Genomic DNA, 26,555 nt, shown 5'->3' on the forward strand with positions numbered 1-26,555 from the left:
TCCATGCCGCCGCGAGAAACTGGCCGCGCGGGTAGGAAGCTACCGCAGAGCCTTAGTGCCCTTCATAGGTGCGCCGTGATTTCACGCTGAAACTACGGCGTACCTATGAAGGGCACTGCACACCGGCCTACTCAAGGCAATGGCTTTAATAATCTCATGATAAACAATATGTTAAAGGCTTCTCTGCTGTTGGCCATAGTCGCCGTGCAGCCAGCCGTTGCCCAGGTGCGCCTGCCCAAGCTCGTCAGCGACGGGATGGTGCTGCAGCGCGACGTGCCCGTGGGCGTGTGGGGCTGGGCCAAGCCCGGCGAGAAAGTAACCGTGATGCTGGCCGGCAAAACAGCCACCACCACTACTGGTCCCGACGGCAAGTGGCGAACCAGCTTGGCTCAACTAAAAGCCGGCGGCCCCTACGAAATGACCGTGGCCGGCACCAACCGCATTACGATTAAAGATGTGCTCATCGGCGACGTGTGGGTGTGCTCGGGGCAGTCGAACATGGAAACGCCCATGTCGCGGCTGCGCGACAAGTACCCCGAGGTCATTGCCCAGGCCAATAACCCCCAGATCCGGCAGTTCAACGTCGATTTGCGCTATGCCTTCAATGGGCCCAAAGCCGATGTGGCGGGCGGCAAGTGGGTGACGACGACGCCCCAAAATGTGCTGGCTTTTAGCGGCGTGGCGTACTTTTTTGCCAAGACGCTCTTCGACAAATACCACGTGCCCATCGGCCTGATCCGGTCGGCCGTGGGTGGCTCACCGGCCGAGGCCTGGCTGAGCGCCGAGGCGCTGAAGGCTTTCCCGCATTATCAGCAAGCCGCCGAGAAAGTAAAGGACAGCACCTACGTGGCCCGCACCATTGCGCAGGGCCAAGCCGCCTCCCGCGCCTGGTACACCGCGCTGCGGCAGGCCGACCAAGGAGTAGCCAAGGGCTCGACGCCTTGGTATGCCCCGGCATACAACGCCGCCGATTGGAAAACCATGAAAATCCCCGGCTACTGGGCCGACCAGGGCCTGGGGCCCGTGAATGGCGTGGTGTGGTTTCGCAAAGAAGTGGAAGTGCCGGCCAGCATGGTGGGCAAGCCGGCCCGGCTGGAGCTGGGCACCATCGTCGACAGCGACTCGGTGTACCTCAACGGGCAATTTGCTGGCACTACGGGCTACCAATACCCGCCCCGCAAATACGACCTGCCCGCGACGCTGCTCAAGCCCGGCCGCAACGTGCTGGTGATACGCGTCATCAACAACGGCGGGCGCGGCGGCTTCACGCTCGACAAGCAGTACCGGCTCACGGCGGGCGGCGAAACCCTGGATTTGCGCGGCGACTGGCAATACAAGCTAGGGGCCGCCACGCCGCCTACTCCCGGCTCTGTTTCTTTTCAAAACCAACCCGGGGGCTTGTATAACGGCATGATAGCGCCGTTGCTGCCCTACGCCATCAAGGGTGTGCTGTGGTACCAGGGCGAATCCAATACTGTGAAGCCCGAGGAATACCAACCCCTGCTCACGGCCCTGATTTCCGATTGGCGTAAGCACTGGCAGCAGCCCGCCTTGCCGTTCTTGTACGTTCAGCTGGCCAACTTCATGGCAACTAAAGACCAACCCGCGGAAAGCAACTGGGCCGGCGTGCGCGAAGGCCAGCGCCGCACCCTGACCGTGCCCAACACCGGCATGGCCGTGGCCCTGGACCTGGGCGAGTGGAACGACATTCACCCGCTCAATAAGGAAGACGTGGGCAAGCGCTTGGCGTTGGCTGCCCAAAAAGTAGCCTACGGCGACAAAAAAGTAGTAGCCTCAGGTCCGCTGTACCAAAGCATGCAGGTAGCTGGCAACAAGGCTACACTCAGCTTTACCAGTACCGGGAGCGGTCTGATGGCCAAAGACGGCAAGCCCCTGCGCTACTTCGCTATTGCCGGGCCCGACAAAAAATTTGTGTGGGCTCAGGCCCGGATTGAAGGCAACAAAGTAGTGGTCTGGAACGACCAGGTGCCCAACCCTGTGGCCGTGCGCTACGCCTGGGCCGACAACCCGGAAGGCGCCAACCTCAGCAACAAAGAGGGGCTGCCCGCCTCGTCTTTTCAGGCGGAGTAAAGCAAGAGCAGCCCTCACGTCCAATCCGTACCACCCAACTCCCTCCACGGATGAAAACCCCTTTCCTTTTTCTAGGGCTGGCCCTGCTGATGGGCTGCGCCTCCAGTCAGCGCCAGCCAAGCAGCACGGCTGCGGCTCCTGCTGCCGACGCCCCACCCACCACGGCCACCGCTAATCCGGCCGAACTGCCCTTCCGCAACTCTGAGCTGCCCATCGACCAGCGCGTGGATGACCTCGTAAGCCGATTGACCTTGCCCGAAAAGGTGTCGCAGATGCTGAATGCTTCGCCGGCCATCGACCGGCTGGGCATTCCGGCCTACAACTGGTGGAACGAAGCCCTGCACGGCGTGGCCCGCACCAGCATGAAAACGACGGTATTTCCGCAGGCCATTGCTCTGGCCGCCACCTTCGACCAGGATGCCATGCTGCGCATGGCTACCATTACCTCCGACGAGGCCCGGGCCGTGCATCACGAGTACGCCCGCCGCGGGGAGCGGGGCATTTACCAGGGCCTCACGTTCTGGACGCCCAACATCAACATCTTCCGGGACCCGCGGTGGGGGAGGGGACAGGAAACCTATGGGGAAGATCCGTACCTGACCGGGCAGATGGGCCAGGCGCTGGTCAAAGGCTTTCAGGGCGACGACCCGAAGTACCTCAAGATTACGGCCTGCGCCAAGCACTTTGCCGTGCACAGCGGCCCCGAGCCCTCCCGCCACGAGTTCAACGCTCAGATCAGTAACTACGACTTGTGGGATACCTACCTGCCGGCCTTCCGAGACCTGATTGTGGACGCCAAGGTGGCGGGCGTAATGTGTGCCTACAATGCCTACGCCGGCCAGCCCTGCTGCGGCAGTGATAAGCTCATGAACGAAATTCTCTACGACAAGTGGAAATTCCAGGGCTACGTCACCTCCGACTGCGACGGGCTCAACGACTTCTGGCAGCACCACAAAACCGACCCCGACGCGGCTACGGCCGCCGCCAACGCCGTGCTCCACGGCACCGACATCGAGTGCGCCACCGGCAAGCTGTTTACCTACAACTCCCTGCTCGAATCGGTGCAGAAGGGCCTGATAACCGAGAAGCAGCTCGACGTCTCGGTAAAGCGGCTCTACAAAATCCGCTTCCAGCTGGGCATGTTCGACCCGGTGGAGCAAGTGAAGTACGCCCAGATTCCGATGAGCGTGGTGGAAAGCGCCCCGCACCAGGCCCATGCCCTGAAGATGGCCCGCGAATCGGTGGTACTGCTCAAAAACGAGCGGAACACCCTGCCGCTGCGCAAGAACCTGAAGAAGCTGGTGGTGCTGGGTCCCAACGCCGACAATGACGCGGTGCAGCTGGGCAACTACAACGGCTTCCCGACCAACAACGTGACCCCACTGGAAGGCATCCGGGCCAAGGTGGGTCCCGGCACCCAGGTCACGTACATCCAGGGCGTCGACTACGCCAGCAACATCGTCTACCAAGCCTTCGACATCAATAAAAGCCTGGCTTACAATGGGCAGCCGGGCTTTAAGGCCGAGTACTATAAAGGCACCAACCTGGAAGGTCAGCCCGTAGCTACTCAGCAGGAAGCTGGCCTCGACCGGTACCTGGCCAACGTGAAGCAGGAAATCGTGCCGGGCCTACCGTCGGAGAATATTTCGGCCCGCTACCAAACCACTTTTACTCCGACGAAAACCGAAGAGCTGGCCCTGCAAATCACCGGCGACGACGGCTACCGGCTGTTTGTGAACAATAAGCTGGTGCTCGACAACTGGAAAAGCCGCGGCGTCTCGACCACCCAGCACGTCATGCGGGTAACTGCCGGCCAAAAGCTCGACCTGCGCCTGGAATACCTCCAAACCGACCGCCGCACTATTCTCAAGTTTACCGGTGCCCACGTCGTGCCCATGAACGCCCAGAACATCCGGGCCCAGGTGAAGGATGCCGACGCCGTGGTGTTTGTAGGTGGCATTTCGCCCCGCCTCGAAGGCGAGGAAATGAAGGTGAACGTGGAAGGCTTCAGCGGCGGCGACCGAACCAGCATTGCCCTGCCCAAGGTGCAGACCGAGTTGTTGAAGGTGCTGCACGCCACGGGCAAGCCGGTCGTGTTTGTGATGATGACCGGCAGCGCTATCGGCTGCCCCTGGGAAGCTCAGAACGTGCCGGCCATCATCAACAGCTGGTACGGTGGGCAAGCCACTGGCACGGCTCTGGCCGACGTGCTTTTCGGTGACTACAACCCCGCCGGCCGTCTGCCAGTCACGTTCTACAAGTCGGAAAGCCAGTTGCCGCCCTTCGACAACTACGACATGGCTGGCCGCACCTACCGCTACTTCCAGGGCACGCCGCTATTTCCCTTCGGCCACGGCCTGAGCTTCACCACGTTCCAGTACAGCAACCTGAAAGTGCCTGCCGCCACCGCCACCGGTCAGCCCGTAACCGTCAGCGTAGAGGTGCAGAACACCGGCAAGCGGGCCGGCGACGAAGTGGTGCAGCTCTATGTGCGCCACCCCGACGCCAAAGGCCGGGTAGCCCTGCACGCCCTGGAAGGCTTTCACCGGGTGCCGCTGCAGGCCGGGGAAAAGCAAACCGTGCAGTTCACCCTCACGCCCCGCCAACTCTCTGTGCTCAATACCCAAGGCCAGCGCGCCCAGCAGCCGGGCAAGGTGCAGTTATTTGCCGGCGGGGGCCAGCCCTTAAGTCAAGCCGTAGCCAAGAAAAGCGTCGTGCAGGCCAACCTGACGCTAACCGGCAGCCCTGTGGCTATTGACTAAACCCATACCAGCTAGCCAAACACAAAGAAGCCGGTTCAAACGAACCGGCTTCTTTGTGTTTGGCCAAGTAAGGTGCAAGGCTACAGCTGGGCTAAGCCACCGTCCACGAACAGCTCGGTGCCGGTTACGAAACTGCTGTCGTCGGAGGCCAGGAATACCAGGGCTTTGGCTACTTCGTCGGGGGAGCCCAGGCGACCCAGCGGCACGGTGCTGGCCAAGAAAGATTTGATTTCCTCGGCCTGGGTTTCATCGGCGCCCAAGCCGCTCAGGCCGGGCGTGTCGATAGGACCGGGGCTGAGGGCATTGACCCGGATTTTACGGTCTTTCAGGTCGGCCGTCCAGGTTCGGGCGAAGGAGCGCACGGCGGCTTTGGAAGCGCTGTACACGCTGAAGTTGGCATCACCCATGGAACCAGCCGTGGAGGCCATCAGGATAATGGAGGAACCGTCGCGCAGCAGGGGCAGAGCCTTTTGTACGGTGAAGAGGGTGGCTTTCACGTTGCGGTCGAACGTCATGGCGTAGTGCTCTTCGGTGATGCCGCCCAGCGGGGCAAAATCCCCGCCGCCAGCATTGGTGAAGACCACGTCGAGGTGACCTTTTTCGGCCTGGATGGTAGCAAAGAGCTGGTCGAGGTCGGTTTGGCTGGTCACGTCGCTGCGGATGCCGCGGGCGTTGGGCCCAAGCTGCTGCACGGCCGCATCCAGCTCGGTCTGCCGCCGCCCGGTGATATAAACGAAGGCACCTTCGGCCACGAAGCGCTGGGCCGCGCCCAGGCCGATGCCCGTGGTACCGCCCGTAATGAGGGCTACTTTGTTGGCTAATTTCAGGGAAGTACTCATACCTAAAAGAGGAAAATGGAGGGTAAAACGGAAAAGTCCCGGCGGCCATGTAGCGCGCCTTGGTTGACAGCACAAAGGTTGCTTCCCGCTGCTCCCGTCTCCATTGACATTTATCAAAAAAACGACTTGACAAATATCAACCTTGTGAAGGTATTGAATTGATTTTTAGCTGTGTAAGCAAATTATAACAGCTTATGGGAACAATAATAAGGCGTCAGGAGCGGCTCTACACCAAGTTGCGGCGGATGCGGCTCAGGGTTTCGGTGGTCATGCCCAGATACGAGGCTACCATATGCTGGGGAATGCGCCGGGCAAACACCGGAAACTCCTGCAGAAAGATTCGGTACTTCTCTTCGGCGGAGTAACTGATGGTAGTGTGAATTCGGTTCTGCTGGGCCAGGAAGCTGCGGTGTAGCAAGGCATTAACGAGCTGCTGCAGCGCCGGAATAGCCTGGCAGAGGCGGTCAAACTCCTCTTTCCGGATCAGCAGCACCACCGAGTCCTCAATGGCGTCGATGTTGAAGCGTGCCGGCAGGCCCGACGCCAGGCTTTGCAGGTCGCCTATCCACCAGTTTTCCACAGCGAAGGTCAGAATATGCTCGGCACCTTTGGTATCCACGCTGTAAGTGCGTAGGCAGCCGTCGGCCACGAAGGCGTTGTAGTTCCATACCTCTCCTTCCTGTAGCAGAAACTGGCGCTTCCGCAACCGCTTAATGGTTGTCACGGCTTCAATCTGCGCTATTTCTTCGGCCGTGAAAGTCGCCTTGCTGCGCAGATAGTTTGCAAATAACTCGAACATAGGTTGGGCAAATAAAAGCCGGGGTAAGACAAAGAAAAGGGCTTTTGTGGGCAACCTCATAAGGAACATCCGTCGGCTGAGTAGCCCTCCACCTAGCTGATGGGCGGAGGAAGCTGGTAGATAGGGTCCATGGGTTGTGCACTGGAATAGGTAGAACCCTGGGCCAGCCAGAAAAGGATTTGTTGTGCAAGGGGTAAGCGGCTTTCACTATTCAGGGATTGAGCGGCCACTATTTCCCGAAAAAATAATTTGTCACGCTTACCTACCGAAACCGTTTCCGGAAACGGTTTCGGTATTTTATATTCGAAATTAGCCTCGAAACGAGGTTTTTAGATTGGCTTTCCTATCTCTGAGCTATCTATCTTCGAACAACAAGTCCGGTAGATAGGTCGGACGCCGCTCTGAATACTACCCCTGGCAAGTTGGTCGCCAACGACGCTTGCGCTTGCCTTTTCCTCCATAAAATCCCACCCGGTCTAACTGCTTCTGTAGGAGCAGCACAGGCCGTATCCAACCCCATGAAATACCTCCTCGGCTACGACATCGGCAGCTCGTCTATCAAGGCCTCGCTGCTCAACATCGAAACCGGCCGGTGCGTGGCCTCGGTCACCTCGCCCAAGAAGGAGATGGAAATAACCGCGCTCCAGCCCGACTGGGCTGAGCAGCGCCCCGAACGGTGGTGGCAGGAAGTCGTGAATGCTACCCTGCAGCTGCGTGCCGACCACGACTTCGACACGGCGCTCATTGCCGCCATCGGCATCACCTACCAAATGCACGGCCTCGTGCTCGTCGACAAGGACGGCGAGGTGCTGCGCCCCGCCATTATCTGGTGCGACAGCCGCGCCGTGGACCTCGGTAACCAGGCATTTCAGGACCTGGGCCAGGAATACTGCCTGGAAAACCTGCTCAACTCGCCCGGCAACTTCACCGCTTCCAAGCTGAAGTGGGTGCGCGAAAACGAGCCTGAGATTTACGCCCGGATTCACAAGATCCAGCTCCCCGGCGACTACATTGCCTTTAAACTCACCAACCAGCTCCAGACCACCGTTTCGGGTTTGTCCGAAGGAGTGTTCTGGAATTTCAAGCAGCAGGCCATTGCCCAGGAGTTGCTCGACTATTACGGCATCAGTTCTGCCCTGCTGCCCGAGGTAGTCGACACCTTCTCGGTACAAGGTCACCTTACTGCTGAAGCCGCCCAGGAGCTGGGCCTCACGGCCGGCACGCCCATTAGCTACCGGGCCGGCGACCAGCCCAACAACGCCTTTTCGCTGAATGTGCTGCAGGCCGGCGAAATAGCGGCCACGGCCGGCACCAGCGGCGTAGTCTACGGCATCAACGAAACCATGACTTCGGATTCCCGCTCCCGGGTCAACTCCTTCGTGCACGTCAACAGCACGCCGGAGCAGCCCAAAAACGGGGTCTTGATGTGCATGAATGGCACGGGCATTCTGAACAGCTGGCTGCGCAAAGTCCTCGGCGACATCAGCTACGAGGACATGAACCAGCTGGCCGCTCAAGCCCCAATTGGCTCCGATGGCCTCACGTTTCTGCCCTTCGGCAACGGAGCCGAGCGAATCCTGGAAAACCGCCAGCTTGAAGCCGAGCTGCGGGGCCTCAACTTCAACCAGCACGGCCGCGTGCACGTGGCCCGCGCCGCCCAGGAAGGCATTGTCTTCGCCCTGAACTATGGCGTGGACATCATGCGCGAGTCTGGGGTGCAGGTGCGCAAGGTGCGGGCCGGCAACGCCAACATGTTCTTGAGCCCGATTTTCCGCGAAGCTTTCGTGAATAGCGCCGGCGTGGAACTGGAGCTGCTCAACACCGATGCCGCCCAGGGCGCGGCCCGCGGCGCAGGCGTCGGGGCCGGTATTTACGCCAGCACTGCTGAGGCTTTCAACGGCCTGGAGCGCATTCTAACCCTGGAGCCTACAGCTGAGCTGCAGGAACAATATCAGGCTGCCTACACCCGCTGGCAGTCCATTCTCAATCAAATCGTACCCTTACCAACCACCCCTCGGCATGTCATCCAACACGCTTTCTAAAACCGAGTATTTCACCGGCATCGACACCATCCGCTTTGAAGGACGCGAGTCGGACAACCCGTTGGCCTTTAAGTGGTACGACGAAAACCGCATTGTGGCCGGCAAAACCATGAAGGAGCACCTGCGCTTCGCGGTTTCCTACTGGCACACCTTCACCGGCACCGGCGGCGACCCGTTCGGTCCCGGCACCAAGCAGTTTGCCTGGGACGCCCACCACGAAGCCGTAGGCCGCGCCAAAGACAAGATGGACGCTGCTTTCGAGTTCTTCACCAAGCTCGGTACGCCCTACTACTGCTTCCACGACATTGACCTCGTAGACGAAGGCAACTCGCTGGCCGAGTACGAGCGTAACCTGGCCGCCATTGTCGACTACGCCAAGGAGCACCAGCAGGCCAGCGGCGTCAAGCTGCTCTGGGGCACGGCCAACGTGTTTTCGAACCCGCGCTACATGAACGGGGCCAGCACCAACCCCGATTTCCAGGTAGTAGCCCACGCCGCTACCCAGGTGAAAAATGCCCTGGATGCTACCATTGCCCTGGGTGGTGAGAACTACGTGTTCTGGGGTGGCCGCGAAGGCTACATGACCCTCTTGAACACCAACATGAAGCGCGAGCAGGAGCACATGGCCCGCTTCCTGACCATGGCCCGCGACTATGCCCGCCAGCAGGGCTTCACCGGCAAGTTCTTCATCGAGCCCAAGCCCGCCGAGCCCACCAAGCACCAGTACGACTTCGACGCAGCCACCGTAATCGGCTTCCTGAAGCAGTACGGTCTGGAAAACGACTTCATGCTCAACCTGGAAGTAAACCACGCCACGTTGGCTGGCCACACCTTCGAGCACGAGCTGCAAGTGGCGGCCGACGCCAACATGCTGGGCTCGATGGACGCCAACCGCGGCGACTATCAGAACGGCTGGGACACCGACCAGTTCCCCAACAACATCAATGAGTTGACCGAGTCCATGCTCATCATCCTCGAAGCCGGTGGCTTTAAGCACGGTGGCATCAACTTCGACGCCAAAACCCGCCGTAACTCAACGGATCTGGAGGATATCTTCATTGCCCACATCAGCGGTATGGACACCTTCGCCCGCGCCCTGGTGACAGCCGATGCCATTCTGGAGAAGTCGGCCTACCGCAAGTTCCGCCAAGAGCGCTACGCCTCTTTCGACTCCGGGGCCGGTGCTGCTTTCGAGAAAGGCCAACTGACCCTGGAAGACCTGCGCAAAATCGCCCACGAGTCGGGTGAGCCTACGCCGAAAAGCGGCAAGCAGGAGTGGCTGGAAAGCATCATCAACCAGTACATCTAAGCTCGTCTGCTGTAGTAGAACGTCATTCCGAGCCTTGGCAAGACATGGCGGCCTAGTTGACAGGCATTCACGAGTATCAACAAGGTGAGTGAGAAACGTCGGCCGGGCGGGTGCTGCAACACCCGCCGGCCAACCGGACTCTTATCCACCAACCAAATTTTACTGTAAGTCTGGGGGCGAAACCCAACTGACAGCAGCGTGGGAGAGGGGAGCAGAAAGAGGCGTACCAGCGCGTAGTTCGAATCGAGGGAGAGCTTTTCGGACTACGTTGGCGGCTACATCCGCCGGCTGGCACGCCTCACTGTTTGCTTTCTGGCCCTGTGCTACTGCCTGGTTAGTACCTCTATTACAGTCCTCTGGCTACTGCCTGCCGGAAAATATCTGGTAGGAAATCAGGGATTTATAGCAAAATAAGTGGGCCCGGTGAAAGCCTAAAGAAGGAGTTTCCTCATCTTTGGAACGACTTCAAACAGAAACCCTATGAATCCATTAGTTGACATCCGTCAATTCGACCAAAGCATCTGGCTGGACTTTATCCGTCGCAAGATCCTGATCAACGGGGAATTGCAGCGGCGCATCACCGACGAAGCCCTGCGCGGTGTGACGTCGAACCCGGCCATTTTCGAGAAGGCAATCGGCGGCTCCGACGACTACGACGCGGCCATTCGCAGCCTGGCGCTGCAGGGCAAAACCACCGACGAAATCTACACCGCCCTGGCTGTGGCCGACGTGCAACACGCCTGCGACCTGTTTCGCCCGCTCTACGACAGCCACGACAACGCCTCCGACGGCTACGTAAGCCTGGAAGTGTCGCCGGAGCTGGTGAATGACACCGAGGGCACGATTGAGGAAGGCATCCGTTTCTGGAAAACGGTAAACCGCCCCAACGTCATGATTAAGGTGCCAGCTACGCTGGAAGGTCTGCCCGCCATCCGCCGCCTTATTGCCGAGGGCATCAACGTCAACGTGACGCTGATTTTCGGCCTGGAGCGCTACCGCCTAGTAGCTGAGGCCTTTATTGCGGGCCTCGAAGACCGTCTGCAAGCCGGTCTGCCTATCGAGAACATCGACTCGGTAGCCAGCTTCTTCCTCTCGCGCATCGACGTGCTAATTGACCCGATGCTGGAGAAAATTGCCGCCGAAGGCGGTGAGAAAGGCGAGCTTGCACAATCGATGGTGGGCGAAGTGGCCCTGGCCAGCGCCAAGCAGGCCTACCAGATCTACAAAGAAATTTTCGCCGGTCCGCGCTGGGAAGCCCTGGCTGCCAAAGGTGCCGACACCCAGCGCCTGCTGTGGGCCAGCACCGGCAACAAGAACCCCAAGTACGACGACCTGAAGTACGTAGAAAACCTCATCGGCCCGAAAACGGTGAATACCGTGCCGGTCGAAACCCTCGACATTTTCCGCGCCAAGGGGCAACCCGCCAACCGCCTGGAAGAAGGTCTCGACAAGGCTGCTGAAGTGCTGCGCCGCTTGCCCGAGCTGGGCATCAACCTGGAAGAGCAAACCAACTTCCTGGAAGTCGACGGGGCCAAGAAGTTCACCGAGCCCTTCGGCAAGCTGATGGACTCCATCGAGAAAAAGCGCCTGACTTCCCTTGACACTGCCGTGGCTCCTGCTACCATGCAGCTGGGCCAGTACCAGGCCGCCGTAGATGCCAAGGTGCAGGAATTCAACGCCAAGAACTTCACCCAGGGGTTCTGGGATAAGAAGGCCGATTTGTGGGTGCAGGACGAAGCCGGCCAGCACAGCATCCGCTCCTTTATGGGCTGGCTGCGCGTGGCCGAAACGATGGTAGCTGCCGTGCCCGAAATTGAGCAGTTCGTCAACGACGTAAAGGCCGCGGGCTTCAAGCACGTGGTGGTGATGGGCATGGGTGGTAGCACGATGGCCCCGATTGTGTTCAAGTCCTCCTTCCCAATGGGCGAGAACGGCCTGCCCATGTCGGTACTCGATACTACGGACCCCGGCACGGTGCGCCAGATCGAAGAGTCGGTGCCGCTGGCCGAAACGCTGTTCATTGTAGCCAGCAAGTCGGGTACGACGGCCGAGCCCCTGGCTTTCGGCGACTATTTCTACGACCGTCTCAAGCAAATCAAGGGCGATAAGGCCGGCGAGAACTTTGTAGCCATTACCGACCCGGGCTCCAAGTTCGTGACGTCGGCCACCGAGCAGGGCTACCGCCGCATCTTCCTCAACTTCGCCGAAGTAGGCGGCCGTTTCTCGGCTTTGTCGTACTTCGGGCTGGTGCCGGCTGCCTTGTACGGTCTGCCCATTGGCGAAATTCTGGAGCGGGCCATCCGCATGATGCGGGCCAACGGAGCCTACGGCGCGGTAGAGCAAAACCCCGGTTTGGAGCTGGGTGTAGCTTTGGGCATACTGGCTCAGCAGGGCCGCGACAAGCTCACCCTGATTGTGCCTCATTCCCTGGATGATCTGGGCTTGTGGCTGGAGCAGCTCATTGCCGAAAGCACCGGCAAGGAAGGCAAAGGCATTCTGCCCGTGGCTGGTGAGCCGGCCCGGGAGCCGGAAGTCTACGGCCAGGACCGCGTATTTGTGTACGTGGGCTACGAAAACGACACCGATGCCGACAACACCGCCAAGCTCGAAGCTCTCCAAGCCGCGGGTCACCCCGTCATCAGCGTGCGGATGCAGGATGCTCTGGACCTGGGTGCCGAGTTCTTCCGTTGGGAAGTAGCTACGGCCGTAGCCAGCGCCGTGCTCGAAATCAACCCCTTCGACCAGCCCAACGTGCAGGCCGCCAAAACCGCTACCGACCGCCTGATGAAGGTGGTGCAGGAGCAGGGCAGCCTACCAGCCGGCGACGAAGCCAAGGTGACGGAAAACGGCGTGTCATACTTCTCCGCCGTATCGGGCGGCAGTGCGGCCGAGGTTATCCAGAACTTCTTCGCCCAGGCCAAGGACGGTGACTTCCTCAACATTCAGGCGTATTTGACCGAATCGGACGAGCTGAATAAGGGCCTGGCCGAGTTGCGCACCCAGGTGCAGGAGCAGTTGCATCTGGCTACCACCTCGGGCTACGGACCGCGCTTCCTGCACTCCACGGGCCAGTACCACAAGGGTGGCCCCGACAAGGGCTTGTTTGTGCAGTTCACCGTCGACCATCCGCAGGATCTGGCGCTGCCGGGCCGTTCGTACTCCTTCGGCACGTTCAAAAATGCCCAGGCCGCCGGCGACTTGCAAGCCCTGCACGACTACAACCGCCGCACGCTGCGCATCCACCTCGGCGACAATGCTGAGCAAGGTTTGCGCACGGTACTGACGGCGCTGCAGTCGGCTCCGCTGACCGCTACCCAAGCGTAAGAATGCTGCCAGGGCGGTCGGTTGGGAGGCCGGCCGCCCTGGTAGTTTCTGCGCTTTCTGACCTTTCCCCATCGAAAATTCCCTCAATCCTCTCGATGCTCAACTTAAAGCGCCTCATGGCGGCAGCTGGCCTCACGCTGGCCGCGGCTAACCTGACTTTTGCCCAAACGGTACGCCTGACCGTGCAGCCCGGAGACCCGAAGCTGCAAATCAGCAAAGACATTTACGGGCACTTCGCCGAGCACCTGGGCCGTTGCGTCTACGACGGTTTCTGGGCTGACCCCGGCTTGAACGTGCCCAAGCAGGGCCGCATCCGCATGGATATCGTGGAGGCCCTGCGCAAGATCAAAGTGGCCAACCTGCGCTGGCCCGGCGGCTGCTACGCCGACGCCTACCACTGGCGCGACGGAGTAGGGCCCACTGCCCAACGTCCCCACACCATCAACACCTGGTGGGGCGACGCGGTGGAAGACAACTCCTTCGGTACCCACGAGTTTCTGGAGCTCTGTAAGCTGCTGGGCACCGAGCCGTATTTGGCGGCCAACGTCGGCAGCGGGACGGTGCAGGAAATGGCCAACTGGATGGAGTATTTGAACTCCAACGCTGACACGCCGCTGACCCAGCAGCGCAAGCAAAACGGCCACCCCGAGCCCTACGGCGTGACCATGTGGGGCATCGGCAACGAAAGCTGGGGCTGCGGCGGCAACATGACCGTCGATTATTACACCGACGTCTATAAGCGTTACGCCACCTTTGCCCACAACTATCCGGGCAGCCCGAAGCTAAAGCGCATCGTGAGCGGGGCCAACGGCGACGACGCCAACTGGACCGAAACGTGCATGAAGAAGATTCCGCTCGACCAGATGTGGGGCCTGACGCTGCACCAGTACACGCTGCCCACCGGCAGCTGGACCGGCAGCAAGGGTGCCGCCACCGGCTTCGACGAGGCCCAGTACTTCAACACGATGAAGAACTGCCTGAAGATGGAAGCCGTGGTGACCAAACACGCGGCCATCATGGACAAGTACGACAAGGATAAAAAGGTAGCCTTGCTCGTGGATGAGTGGGGCGTATGGACCGACGTGGAGCCCGGCACCAACCCCGGCTTTTTGTACCAGCAAAACTCCCTGCGCGACGCGCTAGTGGCCGGTACCACGCTCAACATCTTCAACAACCACTGCGACCGGGTGCGCGGGGCCAACCTGGCCCAGGCTGTGAACGTGCTGCAGGCCCTGATCCTGACCGACAAGGAGAAGATGCTGCTCACGCCCACCTACCACGTGTTTGACCTCTACCAGGTCCACCAGAACGCGCAGTATCTGCCCCTGCAATTCCAGAGCCCCGAGTACACGTTGAACGGTGACAAGCTGCCGGCGCTAAATGCCTCGGCCTCTAAGGACGCCAGCGGCGCGGTGCATATTTCCCTGGTCAACCTCGACACCAAAAAGGCTTTGCAGCTGGAAACTGCACTGTCCGGCGTGACCTGGAAAACCGTGTCGGGCCGCATTCTGACCTCAAGCAACGTCAACGATTACAACACCTTCGACAAGCCCAGCAAGGTAAAGCTGGCCACTTTTAACGGGGCTAAAAAGCGCGGCGGAAATCTGGCCGTGGAGCTGCCGCCGCAGTCGGTGGTCGTGCTGGAAGTGAAGTAGAAGGCACGAGTACACCAGCTCGTCATGTCGATCATTCTGCGCGTCAAGCAGAGAGGAGACATCTCGCGGGCAATGGTGACTGTCATGCTGAGCTTGTCGAAGCATCTCTACTACAATGGTAATTCATGCCGTTTGTACAACGAAGCGGTAGAGATGCTTCGGCAGGCTCAGCATGACGTTCTTTTTACGCAAACTGCTTGCCTAACGTCAGCACGCGAGATGTCTCGCTGTGCTCAACCTGACGCCTCAGATTATAAAGATCAACTCAACCCGATGAAACCCACCGCTCCTTTCCGCAAACTCTCCACGGCTGGCTTACTATTAGTTGGCCTGACCGTATTCAGCAGCCAGCGTTCGGCCCCGGAAAAGGGGCTGAAAGATTATTACAAAGACTATTTTCCGGTGGGCGTGGCCGTCTCGCCGGCGGGGCTGAAGGGTGCGGAAGGGGAGCTGATTAAGCAGCACTTCAACAGCATCACGCCGGAGAACTCTATGAAGATGGGCCCGATTCATCCGGAGGAAAACCGCTACGAGTGGAAGGATTCCGACGAAATTGTCCAGTTTGCCCAGGACAACAAGCTGCGGGTGCGGGGCCACAACCTGCTCTGGCACGAGCAGACACCCAAGTGGCTCTTCAAGGACGCCAACGGTAAGCAGGTCAGCAAGGAAGTGCTGCTCAAGCGCCTGCACGACCATATTTTCACGGTGGTGAAGCGCTACAAGGGCAAGATATACGCGTGGGACGTGGTCAATGAAGCCATCAGTGACAACCCCCAGGAGTTTCTGCGCAATTCGGAATGGTATAAGATCTGCGGCGAAGATTTCATCGCCAAAGCCTTTGAATACGCCCACGAGGCTGACCCTAAGGCGGTGCTCTTCTACAACGACTACAATACCGAGCGGCCCGAAAAGCGGGAGCGAATCCTCAAGCTGCTCAAGAAGCTCAAGGACGCCAAAGTGCCGATAGATGCGGTAGGCTTGCAGGGGCACTGGTCGTTGCAGGAACCCACGGAGACCGAGCTGCGCCAGGCCCTGGACCAGTACTCGGCGCTGGGACTAAAGGTGCAGATTACCGAGCTTGACGTGTCGATTTACCCGTGGGAAAAGGACCGGCGCGAAAAGCGTCCCGGCGAATCGGATGCCTACACGCCCGAGCTGGAGCAGAAGCAGGCTGAGCAGTATAAGATGTTCTTCAAAGTCTTCCGCGACTACAAGAAAGTCATGACCGGCGTCACGTTCTGGAATATTTCCGACAAGTATACCTGGCTTGATACTTACCCCGTAGCCGGCCGCAAAAACTACCCCCTGCTTTTCGACCAGAATCAGAAGCCGAAGAAGGCTTACTGGGAAGTCGTAAAATTCTAAAAGCTAAGAAGCTAGTTGCCCTATAAGTCTGCCCTACTGCCTGCTTTTCCACCTAAATCCAATGATAACCCTGCCTTTCTACACTGCCCGTGCAGCCGACCGATTCTGGCTGGTACTGCTGGCGCTGCTTGTTTCTTTCGGGGCCCAGGCTCAGAAAACGGCCGCGCAATTGACGCCTACCTACGTTTCGGCCGATAAGGGGAAAAACGGCTTTCCGTTAGCGGCCGGTGGCAAAACGGCGGCGCTATACGCTAGCCAAGCCGACTGGCCGGGCGTGTTGCGCGCCGCTAAGGACTTGCAGGCCGATATCAACCGGGTGACTAAGCTTACGCCGCCGCTTACTACGGATAAAGCCCCAAACGGCAAGGAAGTCGTGCTGATTGGCACCATCGGCAAAAGCCCGCTGATTGATGGGCTGGTGGCCAGCAAAAAGCTGGACGTGTCGCAGGTGGCGGGCAAGTGGGAAACCTTCGTGCTACAGGTGGTGGAAAAGCCGATGCCGGGTGTTGAGCGGGCGTTGGTTATTGCCGGCAGTGACAAGCGCGGCACCATTTACGGCATTTACGACCTGTCGCAGCAAATCGGGGTGTCGCCGTGGTACTGGTGGGCCGATGTACCAACCAAGCCGCAGACGGCTCTGTACGTAGCGCCGGGCCGCCATTCGCAGGGCACGCCGCAGGTAAAGTATCGGGGCATTTTCCTCAACGACGAAGCGCCGGCGCTGTCGGGTTGGGCCAAGGAAAAGTTCGGCGGTATCAACTCGAAGATGTACGTGCACGTGTTTGAGCTGATTTTGCGGCTCAAGGGCAATTACCTGTGGCCTGCTATGTGGGGCAACGCCTTCAACGACGACGACAAGCAAAGCCCCGTGCTGGCCGATGAGTACGGCATTGTAATGGGCACCTCGCACCACGAGCCCATGGTTCGGTCGCAGCAGGAATGGAAGCGCTTCGGCTCCGGCCCCTGGAACTACCAGACCAACGAAAAGACGCTCCAGGATTTCTGGCGCCAGGGCATCAAGAATATGGGCACCAAGGAAAGCATCGTGACGCTGGCCATGCGCGGCGACGGCGACGAGCCCATGAGTGAGGGCAGCAACATTACCCTGCTGGAAAAAATCGTGGCCGACCAGCGCAAGATTATTGCCGAGGAAACCGGCAAGCCCGCCGAACAGACGCCCCAGCTCTGGGCTCTCTACAAGGAAGTGCAGGACTACTACGACAAAGGCATGCGCGTGCCCGACGATGTGACTCTGCTCTTGTGCGACGACAACTGGGGCAACCTCCGCAAGCTGCCCAAGCCTACGGAAAAGCCCCGCGCCGGCGGCTACGGCATTTACTACCACTTCGACTACGTGGGTGGTCCGCGCAACTACAAGTGGCTCAATACGAATCCGCTACCCCGCATCTGGGAGCAAATGCACCTGGCCCACGAGTACGGCGCCAACCAGATCTGGATTGTAAACGTGGGAGATTTGAAGCCCATGGAATTCCCCATCAGCTTCTTTCTGGACTACGCCTGGAACCCCGACCGAATCAGCGCCGACCAAATCGACGACTACTCGCGGGACTGGGCCGCCCGGCAGTTCGGCCCAAAGTACGCCGCTGATATTGCCGACATCCTGGCCAAATACGCCAAGTACAACAGCCGCCGCAAACCCGAGCTGCTCGACGCCAACACCTACAGCCTGGCTACCGGCGAGTGGGCTACGGTGGTTGCCGATTATAACCAGCTGCTAGCCAAGGCCGAGAAAGTCAGCCAGCAGCTGCCCGCTGAGTACCGCGACGCTTATTATCAACTGGTGCTGCACCCGGTGCAGGCCTGTGCCAACCTCAACGAGCTATACTACACCGTGGCGCAGAACCGGGAGGCAGCCAAAAACGGCCAGGCTACGGCCAACGCCTTGGCTGAAAAAGCCAAGGCGCTCTACGCCAAAGACGCCGAAATCACGAAGCGCTACCACGCGCTGGCCGGCGGCAAGTGGAACCATATGATGGACCAGACTCACATCGGCTACACCTACTGGCAGCAGCCCGAGCAGAACGCCATGCCCGCCGTGCAGACCGTGGCGCAGCCAACTACCGCGGCTCCAGCTCAGCCCGTGCCGGCGAAAAAGCCCCAGTCGGTACCGAAAGGCGCAGGATTTGTTGAAACCGACGGCTACGTTTCCATCGAAGCCGGGCACTATGCCAAAGCCGTGGATGGGGGCGGGGTAAAGTGGCAAACCATTCCCGACCTGGGCCGCACGCTTTCCGGCGTCACCACGTTCCCGACTACCGCGCCCGGCCAGCCGCCGACCGGTGACTCGCCGCGCCTAGAGTATCAGGTGCAGCTCACCGGTACCGGTCCGGTAACGGTGCGGACCTACTTGGCCCCCACGCTGAACTTTATTGGGGGGGAGGGTTTGCGCTACGCCGTATCCTTCGACGACGAAGCCCCGCAGATTATCAACCTACACACGGGCATGGTGGCGGACAATGGCAACCGGCCCTGGGAAAAAGCGGTGGCCGAAAATATCCTCATTAAAGAGTCTAAGCACACGTTGGCCAAGCCCGGCGCCCACGTGCTCAAATTCTGGCGCGTGGACCCCGGCGTAGTACTCGAAAAGCTGGTCGTAGACCTTGGTGGTTTGCCGTCTAGCTACCTCGGCCCGCCGGAAAGCGCCTCGGGTACGGCAGCACCAAAAGCCGCCGAAACCAAAGGCAGCGTAGGCCAACGCTAGAACAGCTTTTACCCGTAAAACAACCCAACGGCTTCTTTCCAGTTTTAAGGCGCCTTAAAACTGGAAAGAAGCCGTTGGGTTACCTAAAAAAGGCGCCGTGTCGGGCGCCTTTTTTGCGGAGCTTACTTCGTGCCGGCTGGTACCGGGCCGATAGAGAAATCCTCAAACTCGACCGGGAAGCCTTTGCCATCGGGGGCGGCGCACATGAGTCCGATCTGGACCTTTTTACCGGGCGTAGGCGGGAAGTAGGCCAGGCGCAGCATCTTGAAGTCCTTGTTGTCGAAGGAGTACTGAATTTCTACGTAGTCGCCCTTGCGCAGCAGCGTCAGCCACACGGCCTTGGGACTGTCCTGCCGCGGCACCACCGACCAGTCGGACACTTCCCGCGTGACGACGGCGCTGACGTTTTGCACCCCCTTGACGTACTCGATGCCAGTCTTAATCCAGTTCTTCTCATCGAGCCGAATCATCAGGCCGGCCTGGTCGTAGAGCTCTTTGTACTGCCCTACAATTTTGACCTTAGCTAGAAAGTCACCTTCCTGCTCCTGGTAGAAAAAGTGGCCATTGTCGCGGATGAAGCCGTAGTGCGTCACGCGCCAGAAGTCGGTGCCGCCGTCGACCTGCACCTGCACTTTGTTGGCCGTCACGGTCGACTTCTTGGGAGCATTTAGCCAGCGCATGGTGGTAAAAGTTTGGGCCGAAGCCGTGAATACGCCCAGCAAAAGGGCCGCGGAGAAGAATAATTTTTTCATGTAGGGAATAATAAGCTCAGCCGTAGAATGGGACGAAGTTAAGCTTCCTCTCCCAACGGGCGGATGACCTTGCAAGGGTTGCCGGCGACAAACACGTCGGCCGGTATGTCTTTCGTGACCACGCTGCCCGCCCCAATCACGCTACGGGCCCCAATGCTTACACCCGGACAAATAACGGCGCTGCCGCCTACCCACACGTCGTCGCCGATGGTAATAGGCTTGGCAAACTCCAGCCCCGAGGCCCGGATCTGGTGGTCCATGGGGTGGGTGGCGGTGTAAATCTGCACGTTGGGCCCAAACAAAGTCCGGTGGCCGATGGTGACCGGGGCTACGTCGAGCACCACGCAGTTGAAGTTGAAAAACACCTTCTCCCCGAGGTACATATTGCTGCCATAGTCGCAGTAGAAGGGCGGCTGAATCCAGAGGCCAGCGCCGGCGTGGGGCAGCAGCTGCTGGAGCAATTGGGTGCGTTCAGCAGTCTGGTCTTCGCGGGATTCGTTGAGCTGCTTGAGCAACAGCCGGGCCTGGGTTCGTTCCTGGGTGAGCTGCGCGTCGAGAGCATCGTAGAGCTCCCCGGCTAGCATCTTTTCTTTTTCGGTTTTCATAGCATGGTTGTAGGTTCTGGGCCCGGGCGGGCGGCAGGCCGCGTTAGAAGGCGCTACAATACACAAAAGGCCGAAAACGCCCCGGTTACGGTTTGTTTTCGGCCTTTTGAGAAGATAGAGTGGTGTAGGTTCTAGCTCCGGTCGGCGTCGTTGTCGCGGCCGGCGTTGCGGCGGGGCATGGTGCCGTAGTCCGAGCCGTTGTCGTGGGGCGGCACGGGCGCGTCGTTCTGGGCATCGCGGCTGTACTCTTGCTGCACGGCGCCTCCGTCGGCCGCGGCGGGGTTCGACGAGTCGTTGGGGTCGTTGTAAGAGCCGCCTTTCGAGCCAATGCCTTCGGCGCTGTTGCCCTGGTAGCTGGCCTCCCCATCGGGGCGGGTGTAGCCGGTGCGGGAGTCGGAGCCGGTGGGCGTGGCCGCTTCCTGGTTCGGGCCGGGCTCATTGGCACCGTTCAGCTCGCCGGTACGACCGTGCACCGTGGGCTGGGGGTTGTAGGTCGTACCCTGCTGCTCGTCGCGCTTGTCGTGCTGGGACGGGATATAGTCGTAGTCGGCGCTTTGGTTCCGTTCCCGGCCGTTGCCTACTTCATGGCCGTTGGTAGCACCGCCCACCAGGGAAGAGTGGCCGTAGTCCTCGCTAAAGCCCGAATTCGGGGCCGTAGGGGAGGCGTTGTCGTTGCGGTAGTGTGGGTCGACGGTGGTGCCGGCCAGGGGCGTAGCGGGCTCATGGCCGAAGGTGCTGCCCTGGGGGTTGTACTCGTCGGTGCCGGTGTTGTTTTCGGGCCGCCCGCCGGTATAGCCACCGGAGCTTACCGGCTGCGTGCCCAGTTGGCCGCCGTACACGTCGTCGGCCCGGTATTGGTTGCCGTAGCCACCCTGAGTGCCCCCGGTTCCCTGAGGTCCGAATTCGCCACGGCCAGGGCTAGCCTGCTGGTTTTCGAGCCGGTCCGCGTCGCGGTAGATGGGTTCTACGCTGTTGCCGAATTGTCCGCCCCAGTCAGCTTTGGGCGCTTCGTTGCTCGGGGCAGAGCCGGGCTGCACAGCGTTGCGGTCGGCTTCCTTGTTTTCCTGTTCGTCGCCGGGCTCGGTGTCGAGGGCCCCTTTGCCCACGCTCATTTCCGAGTCGGCCAAGGACTGGCTGGAAGTGCCGGGGGAGTTGGCCTGGTGCTTTTTATCGTCGGTATTTTCGGTAGTATCTTGCGGAGTAGCCATGATGCAGTGGGTTTTGGAGGGGAAGACGACAAGCATCTTCTCTTGAAACCATACGCGGCGGCTACGGCAGAGTTTTCGCGCCTACGCCGCCCGCAGCTCCCGCATGTTCTGGCTCCAGGCCCGCACCCAGTCCGGCAACTCCGGCGACTCGGTCGGCTCGCCAGCATGGGCCAGCACCTCGGCTGGGTCGGCGGTGCCGCCCTTGCGCTTCACGAAGCGCAAACTCACCACGGCCGTGGCCACCACCTGACCTTGCCGGATGAATTGCTGCTGGATGTAGAGCAGCCGCTCGTCCCAGCCCAGGGGCCGAGTTTCGATTTCAAACGTCTGAAACGGCTCCAAAGAGCGGCTGAACTGAATAGTTTCGGCCACTACCACGGCCAGCGGGGCGAAGTCCTTGGTTTTGCTCAGCAGCCCCGAGCGGATGAGCAGGTCCGTCCGGGCCACGTCGCACAGCGTCAGATACTGCCCGTTATTCACGTGGCGCATGATGTCCAGGTCGGTCGGCCACACCCGAAACTTGGTCCGGCAGGGGCCCATTACCGGCACCTTGGGTTGGAAGCGGGCCGTGAGCACAAGCCAGAGCAGGCGGAAGTAGAGTTTCATAGCAGTAAAGGAAAAGGCCCCGGCCGGTAAGTACACCAGCCGGGGCCTTGGGGTTAAACGAAAAATGATACTGGTGAGGGACCTAGCCGAACCTGGTTGAGAATAATTTTATTTAATTTCTTTCTCAACCAGACGTCTCTACTCAAACACGCCCAACGAGGCTACGTGGGCCTTGCTGCCATCCGTCACCCAGGCGTCGAGCTGGGCGGGGTCCTTCATCTGCTGGCCGCGGCTGCGGGGTACCACGATATAGCCGCACTGCACATCCGGCAGGGCCGACATGTCGCTCCACAGCTTCTCAATCTGGGCCACGGGGTAGATATCTTCCTGGCCGTGGCCCCAGCGGAATTTTACTTCCTTGGTCGTCACGTAGGTCGGGATGCGCTGAGCCACGGCGCGCACGGCCCGGGCCAGCTGGGCGTCGTCGGCCGTTTGCAGCTCGGTGCGGGTGAGGCCGAAGAGCTGGAGTAGCGGGTCGACTTCAATCCAGGTGGTCATCGAGTTGTAATAGCTCAAGGCCAGCTCATCTTCTTCCCGGGGTTGGGCCAGGCCTTCGAGCAGGCGCACCTGCCCGTTCACGCGGGCCAGTCCGCCGCCCCGGTCCTCGATGCGGCGCGGAATGACTTCGAAGGTCAGGGCGTTGCCGGAGGCCCGGTGGTAGCCCAGGGCCGCCGCGTGCACGTCGGCGCCCAGCGTGTCGATGTTGTGGAGCATAATGGTTTCCACCGCGGGGTTTTCGCGCAGCAGGCGGGCCAGGGTGCCGTTGCGCAGCAGGTTCGACACCTCGTACCAGTGGCCGAGCGGGGAGAAGCGCTGGGCGGCAATGTTGTCGATGTAGTCGGTGCCCTCACCCTTGCTTTTGGCCCAGCCAATCATCGTGTTGCGCACCGCGTCGCGCACTTTCTGCTTGTTTTCGTCGAGGGTTTCCTGGGGCATTTCCTCCCACATAAACCGTAAATCCCGCTCCATGGGCACAAAACGCTGCCCAATCGAGCGACCTTCCGAGAGGTACACGGCCCCGTCGTAGCCGTAGTTCTGGGTCTGCTCCAGGGTCTGCCGGATCGGGGCGTGGGTGAGGTAGCTGGTCGCCACGATGTGCGGGATTTTGGCCCCGTACTGCCGGGCCACGCGGCGGGTTTTGGCCAGGTGAATTTCCAGGAAGCTGCGGTGCCGCCCGCCTATTTCCACGAAGGGGTTCAGGGCCTTGATAACACCCGCGCCCTTGGTCCAGCGGCTGCCCACGCCGGCCGCGAGGCTGAGCACGGCCACCTTGCCGGCCCGAATGGCGTCCTCGCCCAGCTGGGTCACGTCCTGCAAGTCGGCAAACTGTACCACGTCCGTCGGCTGCACGTCGTCGATGGCCGTTTCGGCAGGCAGGCGGTTGCGAGAGAGGCCGATGCGGCCCTTTTGCAGCTCTTCCCGGATGTCTTCGTGCTGAATGTAGTCGAAGCCATTCTCGCGCTTGATCTGCTCGGCCTTATCATTCTCCACGCTGCGGTTGCCCTGGCTTGTGGGGTCCGAGACCTTGAACAAATTGCTCACAATGGTGCGCAGCAGGGGGTAGGCCAGGTTGTTTTGCTCGCAGTAGGTCGTGAAGTAGTCGATTTCAGCCCGGCGCAGGTAGGAAATGGATTCCGGGTCGCGCTTCACCAGCCCCGACACGTGAATGGCGTAATACTGCTCCGGCATCAGGGCCTCGTTGCCTTCGTGCAAGGTGCTCCAGGTGCCGCGTCGGTTGATGCTCCAGTTATAGACCACCGGCTCCATGGCAAACGGCAAAGCGGCCGAAAGTTCCTGCTTGGTCGTGCGCAAGAGGTCCAGCACGCGCACCTTGTAATCCTCGTACTTGTCGGGGTTCACGAACATGCCCATGCCGCCGCCCGACATGCCGCCCAGCATCAAAAAGCCGTAGTAGTCGGCCCCGAATTCCTGCTTGGCCTTGGCAATAATCTGCTCGGTGAAGTAAGTCGAGGCCCAGGGAATGATGGTTTTGATGGGCCCCTCAAAGTTGCGGGCCGTGTTGGCGCCCAGCTTCTGAATGTCGCCTTCCTTGATGGAAGCCAGGATGTTGTCGAAAATCTCGTTGGTCTGCTGCCGGGCAGCCGTTTCCTGGGCCCCGCGGAGCAGATACTTCTCGGTCACCATCTCCAGAATCGGGCCCACGTTGGAGGCCATACCGCCGTGCATCAGCACCAGGGACTTCATGATTTTCTCCCCAATTTCGGGGTGCACATCCTCGCCTTCCAGCACCCGGTGCCGCGGCAGCAGCGTGCCCCGACTGATGTCGTATTCCGGGTCGCCGGGCTGGGCAAAGGTGCCCTGAATGGCCTTGATACCAGGCCACACGCCGCCCGAATCCTGCCAGCCCCCGCCCGAGCCGCCAATCCACTCGCCCAGAATGGCCCGCGACGCCACTAGGCGCCGTTCGTTCTCGTCGAGGCCGCCAGTTAGGTTCTTGGTTTGCCCCGTGGCCCGCATCAGCAAGCTAATAATGGAGCCCAGCAGGTTGGTCGAAACGGCGAAACGGGAGCCTTTGGGAATGTCGTTCACCTTAGTCACTAGCTCGATGCCCATGCCCGGGGCCACTATGCGCGCCAGGATTTCCGTGAGGTTCTGGTTGGTGCCTTCAAAGGAAGGCGGAATCAGGCCGGAAGCAATAACGCCAGCCTTGACCAGGCTTAGGTAGTCGTTGCCGAAGTTGAACAGGTCGGCCAGGTCCGTGACGTCCTTGGTCGTGTTCAGGTCGATGCTGGTCAGGCGCAATACCGGCTCCGGAATGACGCGCACGTAACTGTGCAGCGGGGGGCGGATGTCCTTGTCGCGCCCGAACATACCCAGGTCAATCGACAGGTTCACGACCCGCGCGCCCTCGGGTAGTCCATGCCCAGAAAGAAGATATCCGACCAGCCGCTGTGCGTAAGGTCCATGCGCACGGAGGTGTGCTCGTGCAGCACGGGGTAGAACAACGACGAGTCATTGCGTTGCAGCAAAGCCGGGTGAATCCGGATGGGGTGCTCGTCCTGGTGGCCTACGCGGAACATCCACTGGTTGCCCTTGCTGGAGCGCACGCTTTTACGGACCTGGTCGGCCAGAATCTGGAAGGAGAGGTGGTGGTAGCTGTCAGCCAGGGCGCTAAAGAGCGTGGCGTTGGGCCCGTGCTGGTCCAGCTCGCGCAAAAACGTGCTGATGGCCTGCTCAAAGCGCCGGCTCAAGAGGTCCTCAAAGCCGTGGTAGGGAATCTTGCCCACGGCCGGCACGTCGGGCGTTTCCTGCAGAAAAAACCGAAAGCCGGCGTACAAGAACAGGATGGCCCGCACCTTGTCGTAGAGGTTGGGCGTGGCCTTGCGGAACTCGTCCAGCTCCCGCAGGCTGCGCAGCAGCTCCCGGGCCGAAAGGCCGCGGCTGAGAGCGTAAAAGTCCCGGTTCCGCTTCTCGGGCTCGGTAGCGGTAATGGTTTCGACGAAAATATTCATGGCTCTACTTGCGGGTATTGGCTTCGGCCAGCAGCTCGACCATGGTCGTCAGGGTTTCGTCGTGGGCCTCGCCTGCCAGGCCCAGGGCCAGCTGGGCCCGCAGCAGACCGTGGGGCCGGCTTAGGTCGTAGCGGTTGCCGCGCACTTCCAGGGCCAGGTACTTTTCCGTGGCGGCCAGCTCCTGCAAGGCGGGCGTGAGCAGCACGTTGGTCGAGCCGGCATCGAGTTGCTTCTGCAGAATACCGAAGATGCCCGGCGTCAGGACGTGCATGCCGAAAAAGCACAAGTAATAGCCCGCCCGCAAGCCTGGCGTTTGCAGTTCTAGTTCGGCCGTGCTCAACGAAGGCTTTTCAATGATATGGTCAATCTGGTACACGCCGGCCTGGCCCGCCACGTGCTTGCCCGTGAGCGTACCGTAACGGCTGATCTGGTGCTCAATGGTGGGGTTGACGGCCGCCACGGCGCAGTCTTGTTGCGTAGCCAACTCCAGCACTTGGGCCGCGCAACGCTTGCCAGCCATGTTCGAAACGTAGAGGTAGTCGCCGAGCAGGAGCAGGAACGGCTCATTACCCACGAACTCCCGGGCGCAGTACACGGCGTGGCCGTAGCCTAGAGCTTCAGTCTGCTCGGCAAACTGCAGGCGGCTGAGCAGGTGGTCAATTTTCTCGGCCTGCTGCCGGGCCCAGTCCACATTCTGATAGGTTTTAATCAGGTTGTCGCGCAGGGAGGTGAAGGCGGCTACGTAGCGCGCTCCGTCGCCGGGAGCGCACACGACGCACAGCTCCTCGATGCCGCTGCCAAAGGCCTCCTCGGCAATAATCTGGATGGTGGGCTTGTGCAACCCGTCCACATCTACCACCGGCAGCATGGCCTTCTGAATGGTATCGGCCACCGGGTACAACCGCTGGCCGCGGGCGGCGGCAGTAATTACTGCTTTTTTGATCTTCATGGGAATTGGTTGGGGATTCACTCAGGAAAATGCCGGGAGAGAGGCGGGTTGGAA

The 26,555-nt window shown here is 60.3% G+C and carries 17 protein-coding genes; 8 read left to right on the top strand and 9 right to left on the bottom strand.

The window, feature by feature from the left end:
* Positions 1-168: 168 nt before the first annotated feature.
* Positions 169-2,091 (top strand): sialate O-acetylesterase, encoded by a 1,923-nt coding sequence (locus MUN80_RS09020; RefSeq protein WP_244722563.1) that lies wholly within the window; start codon positions 169-171, stop codon positions 2,089-2,091.
* 50 nt (positions 2,092-2,141) lie between these two features.
* Positions 2,142-4,853 (top strand): glycoside hydrolase family 3 C-terminal domain-containing protein, encoded by a 2,712-nt coding sequence (locus MUN80_RS09025; RefSeq protein WP_244722566.1) that lies wholly within the window; start codon positions 2,142-2,144, stop codon positions 4,851-4,853.
* Positions 4,854-4,933: 80 nt separating this feature from the next.
* On the opposite strand, the gene MUN80_RS09030 is transcribed toward MUN80_RS09025, so the two are convergent.
* Together MUN80_RS09030 and MUN80_RS09035 are read right to left on the bottom strand one after the other, a co-directional pair.
* Positions 4,934-5,692: an SDR family oxidoreductase gene (locus tag MUN80_RS09030; RefSeq protein ID WP_244722569.1), complete on the bottom strand. Its 759-nt coding sequence runs from the start codon at positions 5,690-5,692 to the stop codon at positions 4,934-4,936.
* A gap of 226 nt (positions 5,693-5,918) precedes the next feature.
* Entirely contained in the window at positions 5,919-6,491 is a 573-nt protein-coding gene (locus MUN80_RS09035) for a Crp/Fnr family transcriptional regulator (protein ID WP_244722573.1), read from the bottom strand.
* Positions 6,492-7,009: 518 nt separating this feature from the next.
* Here MUN80_RS09035 and MUN80_RS09040 point away from each other — a divergent pair.
* The 6 genes from MUN80_RS09040 to MUN80_RS09065 all read left to right on the top strand — a co-directional run bounded on the left by MUN80_RS09040 (position 7,010) and on the right by MUN80_RS09065 (position 18,908).
* Positions 7,010-8,533, top strand: coding sequence for a xylulokinase (locus tag MUN80_RS09040; RefSeq protein ID WP_244722576.1), 1,524 nt, complete (start codon positions 7,010-7,012; stop codon positions 8,531-8,533).
* Complete coding sequence (gene xylA, locus MUN80_RS09045; protein ID WP_244722579.1) at positions 8,511-9,842, top strand: xylose isomerase; 1,332 nt, start codon at positions 8,511-8,513, stop codon at positions 9,840-9,842. Before MUN80_RS09040 ends, xylA begins: the two co-directional genes overlap by 23 nt.
* A gap of 480 nt (positions 9,843-10,322) precedes the next feature.
* Entirely contained in the window at positions 10,323-13,166 is a 2,844-nt protein-coding gene (locus MUN80_RS09050) for a bifunctional transaldolase/phosoglucose isomerase (RefSeq protein ID WP_244722581.1), read from the top strand.
* 95 nt (positions 13,167-13,261) lie between these two features.
* Positions 13,262-14,821: an alpha-N-arabinofuranosidase gene (locus MUN80_RS09055; RefSeq protein WP_244722584.1), complete on the top strand. Its 1,560-nt coding sequence runs from the start codon at positions 13,262-13,264 to the stop codon at positions 14,819-14,821.
* Between the two features lie 273 nt (positions 14,822-15,094).
* Positions 15,095-16,186: an endo-1,4-beta-xylanase gene (locus MUN80_RS09060; protein ID WP_244722587.1), complete on the top strand. Its 1,092-nt coding sequence runs from the start codon at positions 15,095-15,097 to the stop codon at positions 16,184-16,186.
* A gap of 61 nt (positions 16,187-16,247) precedes the next feature.
* Positions 16,248-18,908, top strand: a complete 2,661-nt coding sequence (locus MUN80_RS09065) for a glycosyl hydrolase 115 family protein (protein WP_244722590.1) — start codon at positions 16,248-16,250, stop codon at positions 18,906-18,908.
* A gap of 122 nt (positions 18,909-19,030) precedes the next feature.
* Here the strand turns inward: MUN80_RS09065 and MUN80_RS09070 are convergent, their stop codons facing one another.
* The 7 genes from MUN80_RS09070 to MUN80_RS09100 form a co-directional block, all read right to left on the bottom strand.
* Complete coding sequence (locus MUN80_RS09070; protein ID WP_244722593.1) at positions 19,031-19,660, bottom strand: DUF1349 domain-containing protein; 630 nt, start codon at positions 19,658-19,660, stop codon at positions 19,031-19,033.
* 38 nt (positions 19,661-19,698) lie between these two features.
* Entirely contained in the window at positions 19,699-20,265 is a 567-nt protein-coding gene (locus MUN80_RS09075; RefSeq protein ID WP_244722596.1) for a sugar O-acetyltransferase, read from the bottom strand.
* A gap of 131 nt (positions 20,266-20,396) precedes the next feature.
* Positions 20,397-21,473 carry a hypothetical protein gene (locus MUN80_RS09080; protein ID WP_244722598.1) on the bottom strand — a complete coding sequence of 359 codons (1,077 nt, stop codon included), beginning with the start codon at positions 21,471-21,473 and terminating at the stop codon, positions 20,397-20,399.
* An 81-nt stretch (positions 21,474-21,554) separates the two neighbouring features.
* Positions 21,555-22,079: an acyl-CoA thioesterase gene (locus tag MUN80_RS09085; RefSeq protein ID WP_244722601.1), complete on the bottom strand. Its 525-nt coding sequence runs from the start codon at positions 22,077-22,079 to the stop codon at positions 21,555-21,557.
* A gap of 138 nt (positions 22,080-22,217) precedes the next feature.
* Entirely contained in the window at positions 22,218-24,935 is a 2,718-nt protein-coding gene (locus tag MUN80_RS09090) for a UTP--glucose-1-phosphate uridylyltransferase (protein WP_244722603.1), read from the bottom strand.
* A complete protein-coding gene (locus MUN80_RS09095; RefSeq protein ID WP_244722604.1) occupies positions 24,932-25,552 on the bottom strand; it encodes a hypothetical protein in 621 nt (206 codons plus the stop codon). The genes MUN80_RS09090 and MUN80_RS09095 overlap by 4 nt, the downstream gene beginning before the upstream one ends.
* Before the next feature lie 4 nt (positions 25,553-25,556).
* Positions 25,557-26,501: a UTP--glucose-1-phosphate uridylyltransferase gene (locus MUN80_RS09100; protein WP_244722605.1), complete on the bottom strand. Its 945-nt coding sequence runs from the start codon at positions 26,499-26,501 to the stop codon at positions 25,557-25,559.
* Between the last annotated feature and the right edge of the window lie 54 nt (positions 26,502-26,555).

The sequence above is a fragment of the Hymenobacter cellulosivorans genome (genome assembly GCF_022919135.1).
GTDB lineage: Bacteria > Bacteroidota > Bacteroidia > Cytophagales > Hymenobacteraceae > Hymenobacter > Hymenobacter cellulosivorans.

Bases quoted from the DNA above. Each gene is read 5' to 3' on its own strand.
- MUN80_RS09020 (WP_244722563.1), top strand. From the start codon at position 169: ATGTTAAAGGCTTCTCTGCTGTTGGCCATAGTCGCCGTGCAGCCAGCC.
- MUN80_RS09025 (WP_244722566.1), top strand. From the start codon at position 2,142: ATGAAAACCCCTTTCCTTTTTCTAGGGCTGGCCCTGCTGATGGGCTGC.
- MUN80_RS09030 (WP_244722569.1), bottom strand. From the start codon at position 5,692: ATGAGTACTTCCCTGAAATTAGCCAACAAAGTAGCCCTCATTACGGGC.
- MUN80_RS09035 (WP_244722573.1), bottom strand. From the start codon at position 6,491: ATGTTCGAGTTATTTGCAAACTATCTGCGCAGCAAGGCGACTTTCACG.
- MUN80_RS09040 (WP_244722576.1), top strand. From the start codon at position 7,010: ATGAAATACCTCCTCGGCTACGACATCGGCAGCTCGTCTATCAAGGCC.
- xylA (WP_244722579.1), top strand. From the start codon at position 8,511: ATGTCATCCAACACGCTTTCTAAAACCGAGTATTTCACCGGCATCGAC.
- MUN80_RS09050 (WP_244722581.1), top strand. From the start codon at position 10,323: ATGAATCCATTAGTTGACATCCGTCAATTCGACCAAAGCATCTGGCTG.
- MUN80_RS09055 (WP_244722584.1), top strand. From the start codon at position 13,262: ATGCTCAACTTAAAGCGCCTCATGGCGGCAGCTGGCCTCACGCTGGCC.
- MUN80_RS09060 (WP_244722587.1), top strand. From the start codon at position 15,095: ATGAAACCCACCGCTCCTTTCCGCAAACTCTCCACGGCTGGCTTACTA.
- MUN80_RS09065 (WP_244722590.1), top strand. From the start codon at position 16,248: ATGATAACCCTGCCTTTCTACACTGCCCGTGCAGCCGACCGATTCTGG.
- MUN80_RS09070 (WP_244722593.1), bottom strand. From the start codon at position 19,660: ATGAAAAAATTATTCTTCTCCGCGGCCCTTTTGCTGGGCGTATTCACG.
- MUN80_RS09075 (WP_244722596.1), bottom strand. From the start codon at position 20,265: ATGAAAACCGAAAAAGAAAAGATGCTAGCCGGGGAGCTCTACGATGCT.
- MUN80_RS09080 (WP_244722598.1), bottom strand. From the start codon at position 21,473: ATGGCTACTCCGCAAGATACTACCGAAAATACCGACGATAAAAAGCAC.
- MUN80_RS09085 (WP_244722601.1), bottom strand. From the start codon at position 22,079: ATGAAACTCTACTTCCGCCTGCTCTGGCTTGTGCTCACGGCCCGCTTC.
- MUN80_RS09095 (WP_244722604.1), bottom strand. From the start codon at position 25,552: ATGAATATTTTCGTCGAAACCATTACCGCTACCGAGCCCGAGAAGCGG.
- MUN80_RS09100 (WP_244722605.1), bottom strand. From the start codon at position 26,501: ATGAAGATCAAAAAAGCAGTAATTACTGCCGCCGCCCGCGGCCAGCGG.